Here is a 20423-nt window from a genome sequence, read left to right as displayed (position 1 = left end):
GGATCGAGGCGTCATGTTCACTCCCCTCGACATGGTTCAGGCCGCGGGCGGGCCCGAGATGCAGGCCATGGCCCGTCAGTTCGGCCTGACGGTCGAGCAGACGCAGCGGGCCTTCCAGGCGTTGATGCCGGCCCTGACGCTGGGGCTGCAGCGCGGCTCGGGGCTCGATCCCACGGGCCTCGCTCGGATGTTCACGGCCCCCGACATGGCCCGCGCCGCCGCGCCGCAGGGGCTCGATGCCCTCGGACAGATGTTCGGCTCCGCGCAACTGATGCAGGCGGTGCTTCAGCAGGCCTCCGCCGCGAGCGGCGTGCAGTCGCAGGTGCTGCGGCAGATGCTGCCGATGATGGCGGGCGCGGTGGTGGCGAGCATCGTCCACGTGGTGCTGAATCAGCCGCAGGCCGAGCCGGCCCGCCCGGCGGCGCCCGCCCCCCCGCCGGCCGCCGCCGCGTCGGCGCTGCCCTTCGTCGCCCTCTGGACCGACATGGCCCGCGCCTTCATGACGCCGCCGCCCGCCCCGGCCTCCCCCGCGCCCCGCCCGGAGGCCGCACCGCCGCCGAGCCGCCCGCAGGTGGCGGCGCCTCCGCCCCCGCAGCCCGAGGCGCCGGACACCGAGGGTGGCGCCGACATGCTCAGCCAGATGCTCCGCACCGGCGCCGAGGTGCAGGAACAGAACCTCAAGGCGATGCAACAGCTGTTCGAGGCGTTCTGGCCGGGCGCGGGGGCGAAGCCCGTCACGCCCGCCGGCGAAGCGAGCGCCCGCGCCAGCGCCGCTCCGAGGCCCGGCCCCGCTCCCCGCGAGCCGCGCCCGGCCCCGCGCGCCAGGCGCGGACGTCCCGGTGAGGGCGCCTGAGGCATCGCGACCCGGCCGGCGGGGGCGAGGCCGCTCCCGCACGGTGGACCGGGGTGCCCCTTTCAATTTTTCTCACCCGTTCCGAAAAATGCCTGCGCTTGGCCTCGGCGGGCGCCGCGTGTAGGACTCGCGGTTAGAAACGCCCGCCCGTGCTCGCAACGAACGCGGGGATCCCAAGAGACACAGAGGCACGCCATGAGCGCCGGCACCGCCGCCACCAATCACCTGTCGAACAGCTTCTTCGCCGCGCCGCTGACGGAGACCGATCCGGAGCTCGCCCGCGCCATCGAGCAGGAGCTCGGCCGCCAGCAGCACGAGATCGAGCTGATCGCCTCGGAGAACATCGTGTCCCGCGCGGTCCTGGAAGCCCAGGGGTCGGTGCTCACCAACAAGTACGCGGAGGGCTATCCGGGCCGCCGCTACTATGGCGGCTGCCAGTTCGTGGACATCGCCGAGGATCTCGCCATCGACCGCGCCAAGCGCCTGTTCGATTGCGGCTTCGCCAACGTTCAGCCGAATTCCGGCTCCCAGGCCAACCAGGGCGTGTTCCTGGCGCTGATGCAGCCGGGCGATACCTTCCTCGGCCTCGATCTCGCGGCCGGCGGCCACCTGACGCACGGCGCCCCGCCGAACGTCTCGGGCAAGTGGTTCAAGCCGGTGTCCTACACCGTGCGCCGCGAGGACCAGCGCATCGACATGGAGCAGGTCGCCCAGCTCGCGCAGGAGCACAAGCCGAAGGTGATCATCGCCGGCGGCTCGGGCTACCCGCGCCATTGGGACTTCGCGAAGTTCCGCGAGATCGCCGATTCCGTGGGCGCCTACTTCATGGTGGACATGGCCCACTTCGCGGGCCTCGTGGCGGCCGGCGTCCATCCGTCGCCGTTCCCGCACGCCCACGTCGCCACCACCACCACGCACAAGACCCTGCGCGGCCCGCGCGGCGGCATGATCCTCACCAACGACGAGGCCCTGGCGAAGAAGTTCAACTCGGCGATCTTCCCGGGCATCCAGGGCGGCCCGCTGATGCACGTGATCGCCGGCAAGGCCGTGGCCTTCGGTGAGGCGCTGAAGCCCGAGTTCAAGATCTACGCCCGGCAGATCGTCGAGAACGCCAAGGCGCTCGCCGACACGCTGATCTCCGGCGGCTACGACATCACGTCGGGCGGCACCGACAATCACCTGATGCTGGTCGATCTCCAGCGGAAGGGCCTGACCGGCAAGGCGGCGGAAGCGGCCCTGTCGCGGGCGCATATCACCTGCAACAAGAACGGCGTTCCCTTCGATCCGCAGAAGCCGACCATCACGTCGGGCATCCGCCTCGGCACCCCGGCCGGCACCTCGCGCGGCTTCGGCGTCGCCGAGTTCAAGCAGATCGGCGGCTTCATCGTCGAGGTGCTGGACGGGCTCGCCGCCAAGGGCGAGGCCGGTGACAGCGCCGTCGAGGAGAGCGTGAAGCAGAAGGTCCACGCCCTGACCGACCGCTTCCCGATCTACGGCTAAACGTCCACCGCTCCGCCGTCATTGCGAGCGGAGCGAAGCAATCCAGGGCGGCGCCACTCATGGTAGCGGCCCGCAGCCCTGGGTCGCTCCACTTCGTTCGCGATGACGGCGTGGATAGCAGGATCGCGCCGCCCTTCCCGGCACCCCGACCCTTTGTTACGAGACGGCCGTGGATCGCTGTGGTCCGCGGCCGTTTTCGTTTTTCGCGAGAGTACCCGCCCGATGCGGTGTCCCTATTGCGGCGGGTCCGACACCCAGGTGAAGGATTCGCGCCCCTCCGAGGACGGCGCGGCCATCCGGCGCCGCCGGGTCTGCCCGGATTGCGCGGGGCGCTTCACCACCTTCGAGCGGGTGCAACTGCGCGAACTCACCGTGGTCAAGCGCTCGGGGAAGCGGGTTCCGTTCGACCGGGACAAGCTCCAGCGGTCCATCGACGTGGCGCTGCGCAAGCGCGCCGTTGACCCGGAGCGGATCGAGCGGCTCGTCAGCGGCATCACCCGCCAACTGGAGAGTTCCGGCGAGGCGGAGGTCTCCTCAGAGGCGGTGGGCGAACTGGTGATGGCGGGGCTGAAGGGCCTCGACGACATCGCCTATGTGCGCTTCGCCTCGGTCTACAAGAACTTCCGCGAGGCCAAGGACTTCGAGGATCTGCTCGGGACGCTGGGCGGCACGCTGGCAGGCTCCGCCGATCCGCCGCCGGAGTCGCCCGCGCCCGAGCCGGCACCGCCGCCGAAACGCCGGACGGGCAAACCATGACGCGCGACGCGAACACGATGGGCCTCGCGCTCGCCCTCGGCCGCCGGGCGCTCGGCACGACGTGGCCCAACCCCGCCGTCGGCGCAGTGGTCGTCGCACCGGAGACCGGCACCATCCTCGGCGCCGCCGCCACCGCGCCGGGCGGGCGTCCCCATGCCGAGCCCCAGGCCATCGCCCAGGCCGGGGCTGCGGCCCGTGGCGCGACGCTCTTCGTCACGCTGGAGCCCTGCTCGCATCACGGCCGGACGCCGCCCTGTTGCGATGCCATCGTCACCGCCGGGATCGCCCGCGTCGTCACCGCCCTGGACGATCCGGATCCCCGCGTCGCCGGGCGGGGCCACGCGAACCTCCGGGCGGCGGGCGTGGCCGTCGAGACCGGGCTGCGCCGGGAGGAGGCGGCCCGCGACCATCGCGGCCACGTCACCCGAATGACCCTCGGGCGGCCCATGGTCCACCTCAAGCTCGCGCGCACGTCCGATGGCTTCGCCGCCGGGGCCGGCACGGAGCGGCTGCGCATCACCGGCCCCGTGGCGGACGGGGCGGTCCACCTCTGGCGCGCTCATGCCGACGCCATCCTCGTCGGGATCGGCACGGCGCGGGCGGACGACCCCTCGCTCACGGTGCGCCTGCCCGGGCTCGCCGGGCGCTCGCCCCTGAGGATCGTCCTCGATTCGGCGCTGCGCCTCTCTCCCGCCAGCGTGCTGGCCCGCACCGCCCGGGACGTCCCGGTGCTGGTGCTCACCACCCGCTCGGCCCCGGCCCATGCCCGCCGGGCCCTGGAATCCCTGGGCGTCGAGGTGATGCCGGTCCCCGCCGAGGCGAGCGGCCGCATCGATCTGCCCGCCGCCCTCGCCCGGCTCGGTGAGCGCGGGCTGACCCGCCTGTGCACCGAGGGCGGCCCCCGCCTTGCGGAGGCGCTGGCCGAGGCCGATCTGATCGACACGGTCACCCTCATGACCGGGCCGGACCCGGCCGGGCCGGCAGGCGGCCTGCCGGCCGTGGGAGCCGCGCTGGCCCGCCGGATCGGCGGGTTCGCCGTCGCCGAGGACCGGGTCCTCGGCCGCGACCGGGCCATCACTTACGAACGGAGCCTTTGAGGCATGTTCACGGGTCTCGTCAGCGACGTCGGCACGGTTCTCTCGGTGGAGGGGGAGGGAGACCTCCGGCGCATCGCGATCCGCTGCGCCTACGATCCCGCCGGCATCGCGCTCGGTGCCTCCATCGCCTGTTCCGGCCCGTGCCTCACGGCCGTCGCCATCGCGCCGACCGAGGGCGGCTGCGTCTTCCACGTCGATGCGGCGGCCGAAACCCTGGCGCGGACCACTGTCGGGGAGTGGGCCCCCGGCCGCCGCATCAACCTCGAACGCTCCCTGAAGATCGGCGACGAACTCGGCGGCCATCTCGTCACCGGCCATGTGGACGGGGTGGCCGAGATCGTCACCCACGAGACCGTCACGGATGGGGCCTGGGGTCCGAGCGAACGCTTCACCCTGCGGGCTCCCGCCGCGCTGGCCCGGTTCATCGCCGAGAAGGGTTCGGTCTGCCTCGATGGCACCTCGCTCACCGTCAACACCGTCGCGGACGACCTGTTCTCGGTGCTGCTCATCCCGCACACGCTACAGGTCACCACGTGGGGCGACCGCCGGGCGGGGGACCGGGTGAATCTCGAGGTGGACCTGATCGCGCGCTACGCCGCGCGACTCTCCGAGGCGCGGGGTTAAGCTCTCCCGTCCTTGCGAGCGCAGCGAAGCAATCCAGGGCTGCGGGACGCCTGAAGACGTGGCGCTGCTGGATGGCTTCGCGTTCGCTCGCAATGACGATGGCTATCGCGGCGGGATCGAATAGGTCCCCGTCGCGTGGCAGACGAGATCGGGGTTGCCCAAGGCCGTGATCGCCACCTCGCCGACGGCGAGCCGCCGTCCGAGCTTGAGGAGACGGCACTCGGCCACGAGGTCGCCCGAGGCGGGCTTGCGCAGGAAGTTGAAGGCGAGGTTCGTCGTCACCGCCAGCGCCACGGGGCCGATATTGGCGAGGATCGCCGCATAGAGCGCGTAATCGGCCAGCGCCATCATGGCAGGGCCCGAGACGGTGGCGCCCGGCCGCAGGAAGCGCTCATGGGCTTCGAGGCGCATCCGCGCGCTGAGCGGCCCCACCGCCTCCAAGTGATAGGCCCGCCCCCCCGCCTGCATCTGCGGAAACTCGCGGTCCAGGAAGTCCTGGGTCTCGGTGAGCGTCATGAGCGTCGTCATGGGCTCATGCAGCACGGTTGCGGAGGGTGGGGCAATGGGTATTGCCACCCTCGCCGTCATTGCGAGCGCAGCGAAGCAATCCAGGGATGCGCCAACGTCGTGAAGCGGTCCTCCGTCCCTGAATTGCTGCGCTGCGCTCGCAATGACGGAGGGACTCGACGTCGGTGGACCGATTCTCCCCGCGCGGTCGACATCCCTAAAAAAAGATCGGCCGCGCGCTCGCGCTCATCTCGCTCAGCACCGTGCCGGTGGCGGGCTCCACCTCCTTCAGCACCACGTCGTAGCCCCAGAGGTCGGCGAGGTGCTGGAGCACGCGCTTGGCGTCATCCTTCTGCAGGGTGATCTTGTTCAGGGTCTTGTGGTGCAGGATCAGGCGGCGGTCGCCCTCGAGGTCCACGTCCACCACCTCGATGTCGGGGTCGAGCCACGCCACGTCGTATTGCCGGGCGAAGGAGCGGCGCAGCCGCCGGTAGCCGCGCTCGTCGTGGATCGATTCCACCCGCAAGGCATCCTCCTCGGGATCGTCGATCACGTGGAACAGGCGCAGGTCGCGCATCAGCTTCGGCGAGAGGAACTGCGCGATGAAGCTCTCGTCGCGGTAGTTCTCCCAGCAGTCGCGCAGGATCTCCATGCCGTCGCCCCGGCCGGCGATGTCGGGGAACCACTCCCGGTCCTCGGCCGTGGGATATTCCGCGATGCGGGCGATGTCCTGCATCATCGCGAAGCCGATCGCGTAGGGGTTGTGCCCGCCATAGGACCGGTCGTCGTAGTTGGGCTGACGGATGACGTTGGTGTGGGATTGCAGGAATTCGAGATAGGCGGCCTCGGTGATCTGGCCGGTCTCGGAGAGGGCGTTCATGATCCGGTAGTGGACGTAGGTGGCGCAGCCCTCGTTCATCACCTTGGTCTGGCGCTGCGGGTAGAAATACTGCGCCACGAGTCGCACGATCCGCAGGATCTCCCGCTGCCAGGGCCGCAGGCGCGGCGCCACCTTCTCCAGGAAGTAGAGGATGTTCTCCTGCGGCAGTTCCAGGAGGGCCTTGCGGCGCTCGGCGGCCATGTCGGAGGGCGCGGCGCCGGGCTTGGTCGGCAGGGTGCGCCAGAGGTCGTTGTAGATCTGCTCGCCGTGCTCCACCCGCTCCCGCTCCCGGCGCTGCTCGGAGGCGAGATCGGGCCGCTTCTTGCGCGGGTAGCGGTGGACGCCCTGGCTCATCAGGGCGTGGGCGGCGTCGAGCATCTGCTCCACCGCCTGGTGGCCGTAGCGCTCCTCGCAGCGGGCGATGAAGCCCTTGGCGAAGTCCAGATAGTCGAGAATGCCCTCGGCGTCGGTCCACTGCCGGAACAGATAGTTGTTCTTGAAGAAGTGGTTATGCCCGAAGGCGGCGTGCGCGATGACGAGCGTCTGCATGGTCGCCGAGTTCTCCTCCATCACGTAGGAGATGCACGGGTCGGAGTTGATGACGATCTCGTAGGCGAGCCCCATCAGGCCCCGGCGATAGCCGGATTCATGCTGGGCGAAATGCTTGCCGAAGGACCAGTGCTTGTAGAACAGCGGCATGCCGATGGACGCGTAGGCATCCAGCATCTGTTCGGCGGTGATGATCTCGATCTGGTTCGGATACCACGACAGTCCGAGCAGCCGGGCCTGCTCCTCGCAGGCATCGTGGATGCGGCGGATGGTGTCGAAATCCCAGTCGTTGCCGGTGAACAGGGGTTTGTCGGCGCGGATCACCGGCTTGGTCTTCGATCCGATCGTGGAGGCGACCATGGCACCCTCTTCCTCAACGCGTCACCCTCCCCCTTGTGGGGAGGGGTAGGGGTGGGGGTGGTGCCGGAAAGACCGCAACGGTGCCTCCTGAACCACCCCCACCTCCGGCTCCTCCCCACAAGGGGGAGGAGGGGGCGTGACTTTCACGCCTCCGCCTTGTCCTTGCGGCTGAACAGCTCCCGGAACACGGGGTAGATCTCCCGGCGGTGGTTGACCTTGCGCATGGCGATGGGGCCGCCCGCCTTGGCGATGGCCTCGTAGGTCCGCCACAGGGTGGTGCGGTGCTCCACGAAGCCGGCCCGGGGGCCGTTCTCGTCGCCCACCTCCAGATAGGCGAAGTGCTGGCAGGCGGGCAGGATGTCGGCGCGCAGCAGGTCGGTGGCGGTGGGCCCGTCGCTCGACACGTTGTCGCCGTCGGAGGCCTGGGCCGCGTAGATGTTCCAATCGTTCGGGTCGTAGCGCTCGGCGATGACCCGCTTCATCTCGATCAGCGCCGAGGAGACCAGCGTGCCGCCGGTTTCGCGGGAGCCGAAGAAGGTCTCCTCGTCCACCTCCGTCGCCCGGTCGGTGTGGCGGATGAACACGATCTCCACGTGGCGGTAGCGCCGGGTGAGAAAGATGTGAAGCAGGATGTAGAACCGCTTGGCGAGGTCCTTCATGTGCTCGGTCATCGAGCCCGAGACGTCCATCAGGCAAAACATCACGGCCTGGGCGATGGGGCGCGGGTAGGGCTCGAACCGGCGGAAGCGCAGGTCGATGGGATCGACGTAGGGGATTCGCTTGGAGCGCTCCCGCAGCATCGCCAGGGATTGCTCGAGGTCGGCCCGGGCGGGGTCCCCCTCGTGGAGGGCGGCGACGCGCGCCTCCAGGGCCTCGACCTCCTCGGGCTTCGGCCGCTTGAGGGCGATGCGCCGGGACATGGAGTTGCGCAGCGTGCGGGTCAGCGCGAGGTTCGCGGGCGAGCCGGTAATGGTGTAGCCCGCCCGGCGCATTCCCTCCGTCTCGACGATGGACAGGCGGCGCTTGGCGAGGTCCGGCAGTTCCAGATCCTCCAGGAACAGTTCCAGGAACTCGTCGCGGGTCAGGACGAACTGGAAGGCGTCCTCGCTGTTCTCGCTGCCGTCGCCCCCCTCGCCGGAGCCGCCGCCACCCCCGCCGCCGCCCGGCGGGCGCTCGATCGTGTCGCCTTCCACGTAGGTCTTGTTGCCCGGCAGGATGTGGTCGTGACGTCCGCTGCCCGGCTGGCGGCTGAAGCGCGGCTCGCGCACCCCATCCGCCGGCACCGTGACGCGGCCGTCCTTGCCGAGGTTCTTGATGTCGTTCTCCCGGGCCGATTCGCGCACCGCCCGCTGCGCCACGTCCTTGACGCGGCGCAGGAAGCGCTGACGGTTCGGGAGGCTCTTGCCCCCGGGATTGAGGCGTCGGTCGACGATATGCATCAGGTGCCTGAACCCTCGCCCGCATGTCCGGCCGGAGAGGAGTCTCTCCTGCCGGTCGTCCGAAACTGTGGCGGCTGAGGGCTCGGCGCGTCGCGCCTCACCCTGCCTGCTTCACCCGCATGTACCATTCCACCAGGCGGCGGACCTGCCGCTCGGTGTAGCCGCGATCGACCATGCGATCGACGAACTCGCCGTGCTTCTTCTCGGTCTCGCCGTCCTTCTTGGAGCCGAAGGAGATGACCGGCAGCAACTCCTCGACCTGCGAGAACATCCGGCGCTCGATCACCTCGCGCAGCTTCTCGTAGCTCGTCCAACTCGGGTTGCGGCCGCCGTGCTGCGCCCGGGAGCGCAGGGCGAACTTCACCACCTCGTTGCGGAAATCCTTGGGGTTGGCGATCCCGGCCGGCTTCTCGATCTTGGTCAGCTCCTGGTTCAGGAGCTCCCGGTTCATGAGCTGCCCGGTCTCGGAATCCTTGAAGTCCTGGTCCTCGATCCAGGCGTCGGCGTAGTCGATGTAGCGGTCGAACAGGTTCTGGCCGTAATCGTGATACGATTCGAGGTAGGCCTTCTGGATCTCGTGGCCGATGAACTCGGCGTAACGGGGCGCGAGCTCCGTCTTGATGAATTCCAGGTACTTCTTCTCGGTTTCCGGGGGCAGCTGCTCCCGGCGGAGCGACTGCTCCAGCACGTACATGAGGTGCACGGGGTCGGCGGACACCTCGGTGGTGTCGTGGTTGAAGGTCGCGGCCAGCACCTTGAAGGCGAAGCGGGTCGAGATCCCGTCCATGCCCTCGTCGACGCCCGCCGAGTCCTTGTATTCCTGCATGGAGCGGGCGCGGGGATCGACCTCGCGGAGCGACTCGCCGTCGTAGACCCGCATCTTCGAGAACAGGTTCGAGTTGGCGTGGTCGCGCAGGCGCGAGAGCACCGCGAACCGGGCCAGCATCTCCAGGGTGCCCGGGGCGCAGGCCGCGGTCGAGAGCTCCGAGCCGGAGATCAGCTTGTCGTAGATCTTCTGCTCCTCCGTCACGCGGAGGCAGTAGGGCACCTTGATGACGTAGATGCGGTCGATGAAGGCTTCGTTGTTCTTGTTCGTCTTGAAGGTCTGCCACTCGGCCTCGTTCGAGTGGGCCAGGATCACGCCCGTAAACGGGATCGCGCCGATGTTCTCGGTGCCGACGTAGTTGCCCTCCTGCGTCGCCGTCAGCAGCGGGTGGAGCATCTTGATCGGCGCCTTGAACATCTCGACGAATTCGAGGACGCCCTGGTTCGCCCGGTTGAGGCCGCCGGAATAGGAGTAGGCGTCCGGGTCCGCCTGGGAGAGGGTCTCCAGGCGGCGGATATCGACCTTGCCGACGAGGCTGGAGATGTCCTGGTTGTTCTCGTCGCCCGGCTCCGTCTTGGCGATGCCGATCTGCCGCAGGCGCGAGGGGCGCACCTTGATGACCTTGAACCGGGAGATGTCGCCCTCGAACTCGTCCAGGCGCTTCAGCGCCCAGGGGCTCATCAGGCCGGTGAGGCGGCGGCGCGGGATGCCGTAGCGGCGCTGGATCTCCTCGCCCATCACCTCGGGGTCGAAGAGGCCGAGGGGGCTCTCGAAGACCGGGGACACCTCGTCGCCCGCCTTGAGCACGTAGATGGGGTGGACCTCCATCAGCAGCTTCAGCCGCTCCGCGAGGGAGGACTTGCCGCCGCCCACGGGCCCGAGCAGGTAGAGGATCTGCTTGCGCTCCTCCAACCCCTGCGCCGCGTGGCGGAAGAAGGAAACGATCCGCTCGATCGTCTCCTCCATGCCGTAGAATTCCCGGAAGGCCGGGTAGGTCCGGATCGTCCGGTTCATGAAGATGCGGCCCAGCCGCGAATCCTTGGCGGTGTCCACGAACTCGGGCTCGCCGATCGCCGCCAGGATGCGCTCCGCCGCCGACGCGTACATCAGGGGCTCGTCGCGGCAGGCTTCGAGGAACTCGGAGAGGCTCATCTCCGTGTCGCGGCGCGCTTCGTAGCCGCGGGCGAAGCTCTGGAAGAGGTCGTTCGTCGCTTGCATAGGCATTCGCGTCACCCTCTCAGACCGGGACAGCTTCATCCTGTCCCGGCTCGGATGCAACCGACACGCCCGCCATTTGTCGCAGCGCGGCGAAGACGCCGCAATCATGGTGATTGCGTGCAACACTCTTCGGCCTGAATATCAGGCTAGGGGAACGACCGCGCAGGTTGTCATCGTTAAACGCGGCGTGTGTCGCCGAAAAACGATGCATGGCAGGGTTTCGATTGCCTCTCGTTCAGAGATCGGTGCCCTCTTTCTTGGCATCGGTCCCCGGCTTGGCATTGGCGCCGCCGACGGTGATCTTGATCGTCTGCGTCTGCACCTGTCCGTCGGAAGTCTTGACTTCGAACGTCACCTCGTCAGTACCGGTAAAACCGGAATTCGCTTGGTAGAACAAGGCCTGAACAGCGGCCTCCTTGTTCGGGCAGCGGTAGCTCGCCGGGGTCTTCAGCTTGCCCACCTTGGTGATCACCGAGCCGTTCTTGGGCGCGCCGGACACCTTGAACTCCGGCATCGGGCCGGGGCTGCAATCCTTCTTGAGGTTGGGGGCGATCTCAAGGCGCACCGTCTGGCCCGCCGCCACCGACTTGGACCGGGTCACGGTTGTCTGGGCGGAGGCCGGTCCGGCCATCAGCAGGGCCCCGGCGAGCGCCGCGGCGCGACCGAAGGGAAGGGCGGAAGCGATCGTCACGGCGTCATCTCTCCAGTCGCGTCCGTCGGGGCGGACGCACGAGGGTGATGTGGGGACGTGGGAAGGCCGCGTCGAGGGGGACGCGTCACCTCGGGGCGAACGGGCCGAGGCCCGCGCCGCCCGCGCGGACGGAGGGATGCCCGCGACGGCGGTGGCCCCTCACTCCTGCAGCGCGGCGGCCACCACCCCGGTGACCCGCGCGAGCTGCGTCGGCGAGAGTTCGCCGCCAAGCGCCGCCGCGAGGCGCTCGCTGATTCGCTCCCGTTCTCCGGCATCGGCGGTGGGGGAGGCCGGGATGTCGTCCTCCTTCAGCCGGCAGACCCGGCGAATCGTCTCGGCGGCGGCGCGCAGGGTCTCCCGGTCGGCCGGCCCCATGTCCCACAGGGGCGTGCGCAGCCGTGCAATGACCCGGCGGGCGTCGCGGTAGCGGGGATCCACCGCCGTCGCCGCCTCGACCTGGCTTACCAGGGTGATCAGTTCGAGCACCTCGGCGGCCGCCTCCGGGCAGGCGCGGACGATCCGCAACAGGCGGGTCATCAACTCCTGACTCGGGGTCAGCTTCGGGCGGGGCGCTGCCATGCGGCCTCTAACGCCGGGCTCGCCGCGAAGTTCAGGGCTACGGCAGGACGAACCCTCCGCAGGGCACGAACCGCGACCAAGGGCCAAGCCTGCGATCGAGCGCCAAGCCGGGGACCGAGGCCCAGGCTCGAGCAGCCCGGACCTGTCACTCCGGCGGAAATCGCACCGCGTCGAGCAGGGCGCGGCAGGCGCGCAGTTCCCCGAGGGCGTCCTCCAGGGCCGCCTGATCGGTGGCGGGCAGGGGCGCCGTGGCGGGGTCGTAGGGCGGCAGGGCGTCGATCCCCGCCTCCTGGCCCGCGTCGAGATCCTGCACCAGCGGGGGGCCGGCGACGACCTCGCCCCGGCCCACGGCCTGGACGAACCGGACGCCGTTCTCCCGGATGACCCGTTGCGCGCCCTTGATCGTGTAGCGCTGCACGTGGAGGAGGTGCCGGATGCCGGCCACGAGGTCCACGTCGTCGGGCCGGTAGTAGCGGCGTCCGCCCGCCCGCTTCATGGGGCGGATCTGACCGAACCGGCTCTCCCAGAAGCGGAGGACGTGCTGCGGCACGTCCAGGGTCTCGGCCACCTCGCCGATCGTGCGGAAGGCGCCCGCGCTCTTCTCCGGGGCCGCGGAGGGTTCGTCGAGGGCGGCGAGGGCGTGGGGCATCGTGATTCGGCTGAAATCCGTGTTCGCGGTCGATCTTGGCGTCAGGACCGGCGCCGCTCAAGCCTCATCGCAGCGGCAGGGGCCTCACTCGTCGTCGTCGAGGGCGCCGTCGGCCTGCCCGTTGATCCGGGCCTTCAGGACGTTCGAGGGCTTGAACACCATGACCTGCCGGGGCTCGATCGCCACCTCCACGCCGGTTTTGGGGTTGCGGCCGACCCGGCGGCCCTTGCTGCGCACCACGAAGGAGCCGAACGAGGAGAGCTTCACCGTCTCCCCGTTGGCGAGGCAGGTACAGATCTCCGACAGGACGGTCTCGACGAGGGCGGCGGACTCGGTCCGCGACAGCCCGACCTGATGGTAGACGGCCTCGCTCAGATCGGCGCGCGTCACCGTCTTGCCTGCCATGCCTCGTCCCCTCACCGGCTCGAATCCACCCGAAAAACGACCGCGGGCAGCCTGGGCTGCCGCGCCGTTCGGGGTTTATCTCTATGATCCCGCACGCTAATCCGCCGCGTCTGCGTGGTCAACCGCAGCCTGCGCCTGGGCCCAACATTCCCCTCCGGCTCACCAGCGGATCAGGGCCGCGCCCCAGCTGAACCCGCCGCCGATCGCCTCGATCATCACGAGGTCGCCCGGCTTGAGGCGCCCGTCCCGGGCGGCGACGTCGAGGGCGAGCGGGATCGAGGCGGCGGAGGTGTTGCCGTGCCGGTCCACCGTCATGACGATCTTCTCGCGGGCGATGCCGAGCTTGTCGGCGGAGGCTTCGATGATCCGGCGGTTGGCTTGGTGGGGCACGAACCAATCGAGGTCGTCGGCGGTCAGGCCCGCCTTCTCGAAGGCGTCCACGATCACGTCGGTCACCTGGCCGACGGCGAATCGGAAGACGTCCTTGCCCTCCATGCGCAGGTGCCCCGTGGTGCCGGTGGAGCCGGGGCCGCCATCGACGTAGAGCTTGTCCCGGTGCCGCCCGTCCGAGCGGAGCGAGGAGGACAGAACCCCCCGTTCACCCTCCTCCCGGGCCTCGAGCACCACGGCGCCCGCCCCGTCGCCGAACAGCACGCAGGTCGTGCGGTCCTCCCAATCGACGATGCGGGAGAAGGTCTCGGCGCCGATCACCAGCGCGCGCTTCGCGGCGCCGGTGGAGAGGAACTTGTCGGCGGTGGTGAGCGCGAAGACGAAGCCGGCGCAGACCGCCTGGAGGTCGAAGGCCGCGCCCCGGCCGATGCCCAGGGCCGCCTGGATCTCCGTGGCGGCGGCGGGGAAAGTGTGGTCCGGGGTGGAGGTGGCGCAGATCACGAGGTCGATCGCCTCGGGGCCGAGCCCCGCCGCGTCGAGGGCGGCGCGGGCCGCCTGCGTGCCGAGGCTGACGGTGGTCTCGCCCTCCCCCGCGATGTGCCGCTGGCGGATGCCGGTGCGCTGGACGATCCACTCGTCCGAGGTCTCGACCCGCTCGGCGAGCATCGCATTGGTCACCGCCCGGCCGGGAAGGCAGGATCCGGTGCCGACGACGACGGAACGCAGGGCTGGCTTGGCCAGAGCTGACATGGCTTGGTCCTTTTTCGGCGGGCCCCTCGTCCGGCCCGCCCCTCTCCGATGCGCCGTTCAGGCCGGGGCCAGGGCGGGCGTCTGGTCCAGCATCTCGCGGATGGTGCGGATCATGTCCTGGCGGGCCATGTCGTGCGCGAGATCGATGGCCGCCGCGAAGCCGGCCGCGTTCTCCGAGCCGTGGCTCTTCACGACGATGCCCTCGAGGCCGAGGAACACGCCGCCGTTGGACCGGCTGGGATTCATCTTGTCCTTCAGCGCCTTGAAGGCGTGGCGGGCAAAGAAGGCGCCGATCTTGGCCGACAGCGTCCGGGTCATCGCGGCCCGCAGGTAGGCCCCGATCTGCTTGGCGGTGCCCTCCGCCGTCTTGAGGGCGATGTTACCGGTGAAGCCTTCGGTGACGACGACGTCCACGGTGCCCTTGCCGAGGTCCGTGCCCTCCACGAAGCCGTGGTAGGTCAGGCCCCCGGCCTCCATCTCGCGCAGCATCCGGGCGGCTTCCTTCACCGCCTCGTTGCCCTTCATCTCCTCGGTGCCGACGTTGAGCAGGCCCACCGTCGGCCGGTCGAGGTCGAAGACGATGCGGGCCATGGCCGAGCCCATCACCGCCATCTCCACCAGATGCTCGGCATCGGTGCCGATGGTGGCGCCGACGTCGAGGACGACGCTCTCGCCCCGCACCGTCGGCCACAGGCAGGCGATGGCCGGGCGCTCGATGCCGGACATGGTCTTCAGGCAGATCTTGGACATCGCCATCAGCGCGCCGGTGTTGCCGGCGGAGACGCAGGCCGCGGCCTGGCCGTCGCGCACGGCCTGGATCGCCTGCCACATGGAGGACTTGCCGCGCCCCTGGCGCACGGCCTGGCTCGGCTTGTCGTCCATGGCGACGGAGACCGTGGTGTGGCGGATCTCGACGCAATCCTTGAGACGCGGCTCGGCCGCCACCAGCGGCGCCAGCACGGCCTCGTCGCCGAAGAGCAGGAAGGTCATGCCGGGGTGGCGCTCACGGGCCAGGGCGGCGGCGGGCACCACCGTCGCGGGGCCGTGATCGCCTCCCATGGCGTCGAGCGAGATGCGGACGCGGTCGGACATCGGTTTGGTGTTCGCGGCCTCGGCGGGAAGGAACCCGGCGACCGAGGGGCGGCCGGGCGCGGCGGACCATAGCGATGCCCGCCGCGCGGGCAAACGAAATCGGCGGCCGAATGGTTCGTCGCGTGCCGGACGACGCGTCAGTCCTGCCCGTTCCGCAGGCGGCCGAGGGCCGCGAAGGCGCCGCTCTCCTCGCCGGAGGCGACGGGCTCGAAGGCGACGCCGGGCTTGCGCGGATAGGGATCGAGGCCGAGCGCGAGGAACTCGGCGGTGAGGGCGCCGAGGTCGATCCGCCCGTTCACGATCGGGTCGGGCGGCTCGGGGGCGTTCTCGGCCGCGTCCTCCTCCGGCTCCTCGGAGGGCGGCACGTCGCTGTAGACCACCTCCACCGGCTCGCGCACCGACGACTCGAAGGGTTCGAGGGTCACGGTGCAGACCTGCGTCACCCGCGCCTCCACGGTGCCGGTGACGGTGAGGCGGGTCGTCGTGCCCGACAGGACGAAGCGCCCCACGAGGTCGCGCAACGCCGGGATGCCGAAATCCGCGGCCAGCGTCGCGCATTCCTCCGGCGTCGCCTCCACGGTCACCTCGGCGCGGCCGCGGGGCAGGCGTCCGACATCCACCGGGCGCGACAGGGGGGAGGCGGGGCGAGGACTCATGCCGGTCGGTCTTCGGTCAGGGGGGCGCCCGCGAAGGCGCCCGGATCGGGGAAGGGCGGCCCGGCCGTCAGCAGGGCGTCGAGGTCGGCCCGTGCCAGCGCGGCCTCGGCTGCGCGCACATACCGGGCCAGCGGCGCCGCCGCCAGATCCTCCTCCCCCGCCCCGGCCGCGCCCAGGATGTTGCGGGCGAGGGCGTGGCGCAGCGCCGCGTCGCCCCCGGCCTGCGCCTTCATGGCCTCGTCGTAGCCCGAAACCCGCCCGTAGAAGGAGGCGCCGAGCTTCTTCATCCGCTTGCCGACGCCCATGTCGCTCACGCCGAGCTCCCTGAGGCTGGCATCGAGCTCCGCGAAGATCGAGTCGACGAGTTCCTGGGCCACATCGGCGGCCGGCGGGGGCAACCGGTCGAGGCGCCGCAGCACGAGGTAGACGTGGAGGCTGAGGGACTCGAAACGCCCCTCCACCGTGTCCGGCACGTGCAGTCCGGTATAGAGGGCCGGATGCCGGGCGGCGTCCGAGATCGCGCCGTGCAGGCCCACGATCAGGCGGCGGCGCGCCCCGCCGCGCCGGAAGAATCCCCACATTAGTGCCGCGCCTCCCGCTGCACGGGCCTCACGTCACACCGGGAGTGTGGCCACGCTTGCCTTGTCAAAGCCATATCCTCGCGGTAGGCCAATCGCCGTCCAGGGCGCAAGCGTGGCCGCATTTCCGTGTGGTCGATCCGCGCCGCGCTGGCCGTCAACAACGATCCTGGGGGGCCGATGCGGCGCCGTCTCGTCTCGTCTTTCGCGCGCCTGGCCTTCGTGGGCCTCGTCGGCGCGGGGCTGTCCGGCTGCATGGGCGAAGAGCTGCGCCACGGCTACCAGGTGGATCAGGCGGCGCTGGCCACGGTCAGGCCCGGCATGGCGCCGGAGCAGGTGCTCCAGATCCTCGGCACGCCCTCCACGGTCTCCACGGTGGGCAACAAGTCCTGGTACTACATCTCCCAGAACACCACCCGCCCGGTGATGTTCCTCGGCGAGACCGTCCAGGACCAAAAGGTCATCGCCGTCTACTTCACCACCGGCTTCAAGGTCGAGCGCGTGGCGCTCTATGGCCTGCAGGACGGGCGGGTGTTCGACTTCATCGAGCGCACGACGCCGACGAGCGGCCAGGATCGCGCCTTCCTCAGCCAGCTCTTCCGCGGCCTCACCCGCTACGAGCCCTTCGGCTCGGGCTCGGGCACCAGCATCGTCCCCGGCGCGAGCCGCGGGCAGTAGTCCGCCGGCGGGCGGAGGGTCGGCACGGCCGATCCCTCTCGCCCCCTCATTGCGAGCGGCAGCGAGGCGCCCCAGGGTTGGCGGGGGGCGCCTCCGAACCCGGCGCAGCCCGGGACGGCGTCGCCGCGCTCGCAGAGACGCTGACGCTCAATCCGTCGTCCCGTCGATTCCGAGCCAGTGGCGCCCGTCGCGGGCCAGGAGGTCGTCGGCTTCCTTCGGGCCGGCGCTGCCGGCGGCGTAGGGGGCGGGGGTCGCCTGCGGCCAGCCCGAGAGCAGCGGGTCCACCGCCGCCCAGCCCGCCTCGATGTTGTCGGCGCGCTGGAACAGCGTCGCGTCTCCGATCATGCAATCGTAGAGCAGGGTCTCGTAGCCGACATTCGGCGTATCGGCGAAGAAGTCGCTGTACTTGAACGCCGTTCGCACCCGGCCGATCTTCATCTCCGGCCCCGGCACCTTCACGTTGTACTCCGTGCTGATCCCGTGCTCGGGGTCGATGGTGATGCGCATCACCGTGGGACGGAGGTCGTCGGTAGGCGTCTCCTCGAACAGCTTGAACGGCGCGGGCTTGAACAGCACCGCGATCTCCGTGCGCCGCCCGGTCATCCGCTTACCGGTGCGGATGTAGAAGGGCACGCCCGCCCAGCGCCAGTTCTCGATGTGGAGCTTGAGGGCGATGTAAGTCTCGGTCCGCGAGTCCTCGGCGACGTGCGGCTCGTCCCGGTAGCCGGGCACCTGCCGCCCTTCGGAGGTGCCCGCCGTGTATTGGCCCCGCACCGCATCCTCCGGCGGGATCGGCGTCACGGCCTCGGCCAGCTTGGCCTTCTCCGAGCGCACGGCCTCGGCCTCGAAGGAGTTCGGCGGCTCCATGGCGACCATGCAGAGCAGCTGGAACATGTGGTTGGGCACCATGTCCCTGAGTGCGCCAGTGGGCTCGTAGAAGCCGCCGCGCTCCTCCACCCCCACCGTCTCGGCGGCGGTGATCTGGACGCTGTCGATGTATTCCCGCCGCCAGACCGGCTCCAGGAGCCCGTTGGCGAAGCGGAAGGCCATGATCGACTGGACCGTGTCCTTCCCCAGGAAGTGATCGATCCGGTAGAACTGGCTCTCGTCGGCTTGGCGGAGGATGCGGGCGTTCAACTCCCGCGCCGAGGCGAGATCGGAACCGAAGGGCTTCTCGATCACCACCCGGCGGAAGGTGCCCTCCTCCTGTTTCAGGAGGCCCGCCTCGCCCAGCCCGTCGACGATGGTGCCGAAGAACCGGGCGGCCACGGCGCAGTAGAACACGGCGCTGCCCTTCACGGCCTCCTTCACCGCCTGGAAGGTCTCGGGCTTCTCGAAGTCGCCCTTCAGGTAATGCAGCCGGTCGCGGATGAAGCCCCAGCTCTTACGGTCGATGCTCGCCGCGTGGAACTCGGAGGTCGGGTCCTTGCTGAACTCCTCCATCGTCCGGGTGAGGCCGTCGCGCAGGGTCTCGTCCGTGCCGTCGCCGTGATCGACGCCGAGGATCGAGAAGCCCTCGGGCAGGAGCCCCGCGCCCGCGAGGTTGTAGAGTGAGGGCATGAGCAGGCGCTTGGTCAGGTCGCCGCCCGCGCCGAAGATGACGAGGGTGCAGGGCGGGGCGGGCTTCGTCCCGCAGGCGGCCTTGTCCTTCAGGGGCGTTGTGTGCGGCATCGGGGATCCCTTCCGGCTGCGGCACCGCAGCGAAATCGGCGGGTCAACCCGGTGTGCGGGGGCGCGTTCCGGCGATCACCGCGTCGTCATCGCAAGGTCCGCGCCGCCGCAGATCCCGGCCCCTACTCGTCGGGGCGCGCCGCCTGGCCCTGGGTGTCGATCGGCAGGCTCGGGCCCTTCAGTTCGGAGTCGCTCGGCAGGGAGCGGGCGTCCCAGCCGCCGCCGAGGCCGCGGATCAGGGTGATGGCGGCGGTGTAGCGGTTCAGGAGCACCTGGAGCGCGGCGACCTCGTTGTTCACGAGCAGGCCTTGGGCGGTCACCACCGTGGTGAAGTTCTGCGTGCCGGCCCGGTACTCGTTGAGGGTGATCTCGACGGCCCGGCGGGACGAGGCCACGGCGGCGTCCTGGGCGCCCTGCTGTTCGCGCAGGATGCGCTGGGCGGCCATCTGGGTCTCGACCTCCGCGAAGGCGGCCAGCACCACCTGCCGGTAGTTGGCCACCGCTGCGTCGTAGGCGGCCTGGGTCGCCCGCACGGCCGCGATCCGGGCGCCGCCGTCGAACAGCACCTCGCTGCCCGCCGCCGTCACCGCCCAGACCTGGTTGAGCGGCGACAGGATGCCGTTGCGCGTGAGGCCGGAGAGGCCGCCGGAGGCCGAGATGGTCACGGTGGGGAAGAAGGCCGCCACCGCGACGCCGATCCGCTCGCTCTGCGCCTGCACGAGGCGTTCGGCCTGGGCGATGTCGGGCCGCCGCTCCAGCAGGTCGGCGGGGATCCCGACAGGCACCTGCGGCGGGGTCCGGGCCAGCCCGCCCATGGCGATGGCCACCTCGGAGGGCGGGCGCCCGATCAGCGTCGCGAGGGCGTTCACGAACTGGACGCGGGTGAGGCGCACGGAGATGGCCTGCGCCTGGATCGTGTCCACCTGCGTCTGCGCGGTGATCACGTCGGAGCGCGCGGCGACGCCGGCGGCGTACTGGTTCTCGGTGATCTTCAGGGTCTTGCGGAAGTTCTCGACGTTCTCGTCGAGCACCTTCTGAAGGGAGTCGGCGTAGCGCACGGAGAAGTAGTTGGCCGCCACCTCGGCCTGGATCGCGAGCCGGGTCAGGGCGATGGTCGCGGCGTCCGATTGGGCGAGCGCCGTCTCGCTCTCGATGTTGCGGCGGGTGCCGCCGAACAGGTCGAGCTCCCAGCTCGCCTGCCCCTGGAGGGAGATACTGGTCCGCTCGGCCCCGCCGGTGCGGGCCCGGGTGATCGAGGGCGCGCCGATCACGGTGGGATAGAGCGCCGCCTGCGCCGAGGCGACCAGGGCGCGGGCCTGGCGATAGTTCGCCACCGCCTGCCGCAGCGACTGGTTGTCCACATCCACGAGGCGGATCAGCCGGTCGAGGGCCGGATCGCGGAAGACCCGCCACCAATCGCCCCGCTCGACGTCGTCGGCGGGCCGCGCCTCGCGCCAGCCCTTCTTCCGGGCGGCGACGTAGCCGGGGCTGTCCTCGCGCACGCCGCCCTGCTTGTAGGCGAGCGGCGTTTCCACCGAGGGACGGGAATAGTCGGGGCCGACGACGCAGCCGGTGAGGGTGGCGGCGACGGCGAGGATGGAGAGGATGGCGGGCAGGCGGGACGCATCCCCCTCTCCCCGCGAGCGGGGAGAGGGGGATGCGGCGGCACCGATCA

The 20423-nt window shown here is 70.2% G+C and carries 20 protein-coding genes; 6 read left to right on the top strand and 14 right to left on the bottom strand.

Annotated elements, in window-relative coordinates; genetic code table 11:
* Window positions 1–13 precede the first annotated feature (13 nt).
* The 5 genes from MFF06_RS12510 (at window position 14) to MFF06_RS12490 (ending at window position 4830) form a co-directional block, all read left to right on the top strand.
* A complete protein-coding gene (locus MFF06_RS12510) occupies window positions 14–853 on the top strand; it encodes a DUF937 domain-containing protein (RefSeq protein WP_238204238.1) in 840 nt (279 codons plus the stop codon).
* 195 nt (window positions 854–1048) lie between these two features.
* Entirely contained in the window at window positions 1049–2353 is a 1305-nt protein-coding gene (gene glyA / locus MFF06_RS12505) for a serine hydroxymethyltransferase (RefSeq protein WP_238204237.1), read from the top strand.
* A 222-nt stretch (window positions 2354–2575) separates the two neighbouring features.
* Window positions 2576–3109 carry a transcriptional regulator NrdR gene (nrdR, locus tag MFF06_RS12500; RefSeq protein ID WP_238204235.1) on the top strand — a complete coding sequence of 178 codons (534 nt, stop codon included), beginning with the start codon at window positions 2576–2578 and terminating at the stop codon, window positions 3107–3109.
* Window positions 3106–4206, top strand: coding sequence for a bifunctional diaminohydroxyphosphoribosylaminopyrimidine deaminase/5-amino-6-(5-phosphoribosylamino)uracil reductase RibD (gene ribD, locus MFF06_RS12495; protein WP_238204233.1), 1101 nt, complete (start codon window positions 3106–3108; stop codon window positions 4204–4206). The genes nrdR and ribD overlap by 4 nt, the downstream gene beginning before the upstream one ends.
* A 3-nt stretch (window positions 4207–4209) precedes the next feature.
* Window positions 4210–4830, top strand: coding sequence for a riboflavin synthase (locus tag MFF06_RS12490; protein WP_238204231.1), 621 nt, complete (start codon window positions 4210–4212; stop codon window positions 4828–4830).
* Between the two features lie 102 nt (window positions 4831–4932).
* Here the strand turns inward: MFF06_RS12490 and MFF06_RS12485 are convergent, their stop codons facing one another.
* The 12 genes from MFF06_RS12485 to MFF06_RS12430 all read right to left on the bottom strand — a co-directional run bounded on the left by MFF06_RS12485 (window position 4933) and on the right by MFF06_RS12430 (window position 16402).
* Complete coding sequence (locus MFF06_RS12485; protein ID WP_238204230.1) at window positions 4933–5358, bottom strand: PaaI family thioesterase; 426 nt, start codon at window positions 5356–5358, stop codon at window positions 4933–4935.
* Between the two features lie 196 nt (window positions 5359–5554).
* Window positions 5555–7126, bottom strand: coding sequence for a SpoVR family protein (locus tag MFF06_RS12480; RefSeq protein ID WP_238204229.1), 1572 nt, complete (start codon window positions 7124–7126; stop codon window positions 5555–5557).
* A 143-nt stretch (window positions 7127–7269) separates the two neighbouring features.
* Entirely contained in the window at window positions 7270–8565 is a 1296-nt protein-coding gene (locus MFF06_RS12475; RefSeq protein ID WP_238204228.1) for a YeaH/YhbH family protein, read from the bottom strand.
* 97 nt (window positions 8566–8662) lie between these two features.
* Window positions 8663–10615 (bottom strand): PrkA family serine protein kinase, encoded by a 1953-nt coding sequence (locus MFF06_RS12470; protein ID WP_238204227.1) that lies wholly within the window; start codon window positions 10613–10615, stop codon window positions 8663–8665.
* A 229-nt stretch (window positions 10616–10844) separates the two neighbouring features.
* Window positions 10845–11240 carry an Ig-like domain-containing protein gene (locus MFF06_RS12465; RefSeq protein WP_238204469.1) on the bottom strand — a complete coding sequence of 132 codons (396 nt, stop codon included), beginning with the start codon at window positions 11238–11240 and terminating at the stop codon, window positions 10845–10847.
* 219 nt (window positions 11241–11459) lie between these two features.
* Entirely contained in the window at window positions 11460–11879 is a 420-nt protein-coding gene (locus tag MFF06_RS12460) for a hypothetical protein (RefSeq protein WP_238204226.1), read from the bottom strand.
* Window positions 11880–12024: 145 nt separating this feature from the next.
* Complete coding sequence (locus MFF06_RS12455; protein WP_238204224.1) at window positions 12025–12528, bottom strand: MerR family transcriptional regulator; 504 nt, start codon at window positions 12526–12528, stop codon at window positions 12025–12027.
* 84 nt (window positions 12529–12612) lie between these two features.
* Window positions 12613–12933, bottom strand: coding sequence for an integration host factor subunit alpha (locus MFF06_RS12450; protein WP_238204221.1), 321 nt, complete (start codon window positions 12931–12933; stop codon window positions 12613–12615).
* Between the two features lie 159 nt (window positions 12934–13092).
* On the bottom strand, window positions 13093–14073 hold the full coding sequence (locus tag MFF06_RS12445) for a beta-ketoacyl-ACP synthase III (RefSeq protein ID WP_238204219.1): 981 nt from the start codon (window positions 14071–14073) through the stop codon (window positions 13093–13095).
* Window positions 14074–14130: 57 nt separating this feature from the next.
* Complete coding sequence (plsX, locus tag MFF06_RS12440; RefSeq protein WP_238204217.1) at window positions 14131–15165, bottom strand: phosphate acyltransferase PlsX; 1035 nt, start codon at window positions 15163–15165, stop codon at window positions 14131–14133.
* Window positions 15166–15302: 137 nt separating this feature from the next.
* A complete protein-coding gene (locus MFF06_RS12435) occupies window positions 15303–15821 on the bottom strand; it encodes a YceD family protein (protein ID WP_238204213.1) in 519 nt (172 codons plus the stop codon).
* A complete protein-coding gene (locus MFF06_RS12430) occupies window positions 15818–16402 on the bottom strand; it encodes a ubiquinol-cytochrome C chaperone family protein (RefSeq protein WP_238204211.1) in 585 nt (194 codons plus the stop codon). The genes MFF06_RS12435 and MFF06_RS12430 overlap by 4 nt, the downstream gene beginning before the upstream one ends.
* 177 nt (window positions 16403–16579) lie before the next feature.
* Between MFF06_RS12430 and MFF06_RS12425 the strand changes: the two genes are divergently transcribed.
* Complete coding sequence (locus MFF06_RS12425) at window positions 16580–17077, top strand: outer membrane protein assembly factor BamE (protein WP_238204209.1); 498 nt, start codon at window positions 16580–16582, stop codon at window positions 17075–17077.
* Between the two features lie 147 nt (window positions 17078–17224).
* On the opposite strand, the gene zwf is transcribed toward MFF06_RS12425, so the two are convergent.
* Window positions 17225–18748 (bottom strand): glucose-6-phosphate dehydrogenase, encoded by a 1524-nt coding sequence (gene zwf, locus MFF06_RS12420; protein ID WP_238204207.1) that lies wholly within the window; start codon window positions 18746–18748, stop codon window positions 17225–17227.
* Window positions 18749–18870: 122 nt separating this feature from the next.
* Window positions 18871–20364 carry an efflux transporter outer membrane subunit gene (locus MFF06_RS12415; protein WP_238204467.1) on the bottom strand — a complete coding sequence of 498 codons (1494 nt, stop codon included), beginning with the start codon at window positions 20362–20364 and terminating at the stop codon, window positions 18871–18873.
* Between the last annotated feature and the right edge of the window lie 59 nt (window positions 20365–20423).

This window comes from Methylobacterium aerolatum (assembly GCF_022179085.1).
Lineage (GTDB): Bacteria > Pseudomonadota > Alphaproteobacteria > Rhizobiales > Beijerinckiaceae > Methylobacterium > Methylobacterium aerolatum.
Note: the sequence above shows the minus strand (reverse complement) of the source record. Positions and strands in the feature narration are given on the sequence as shown.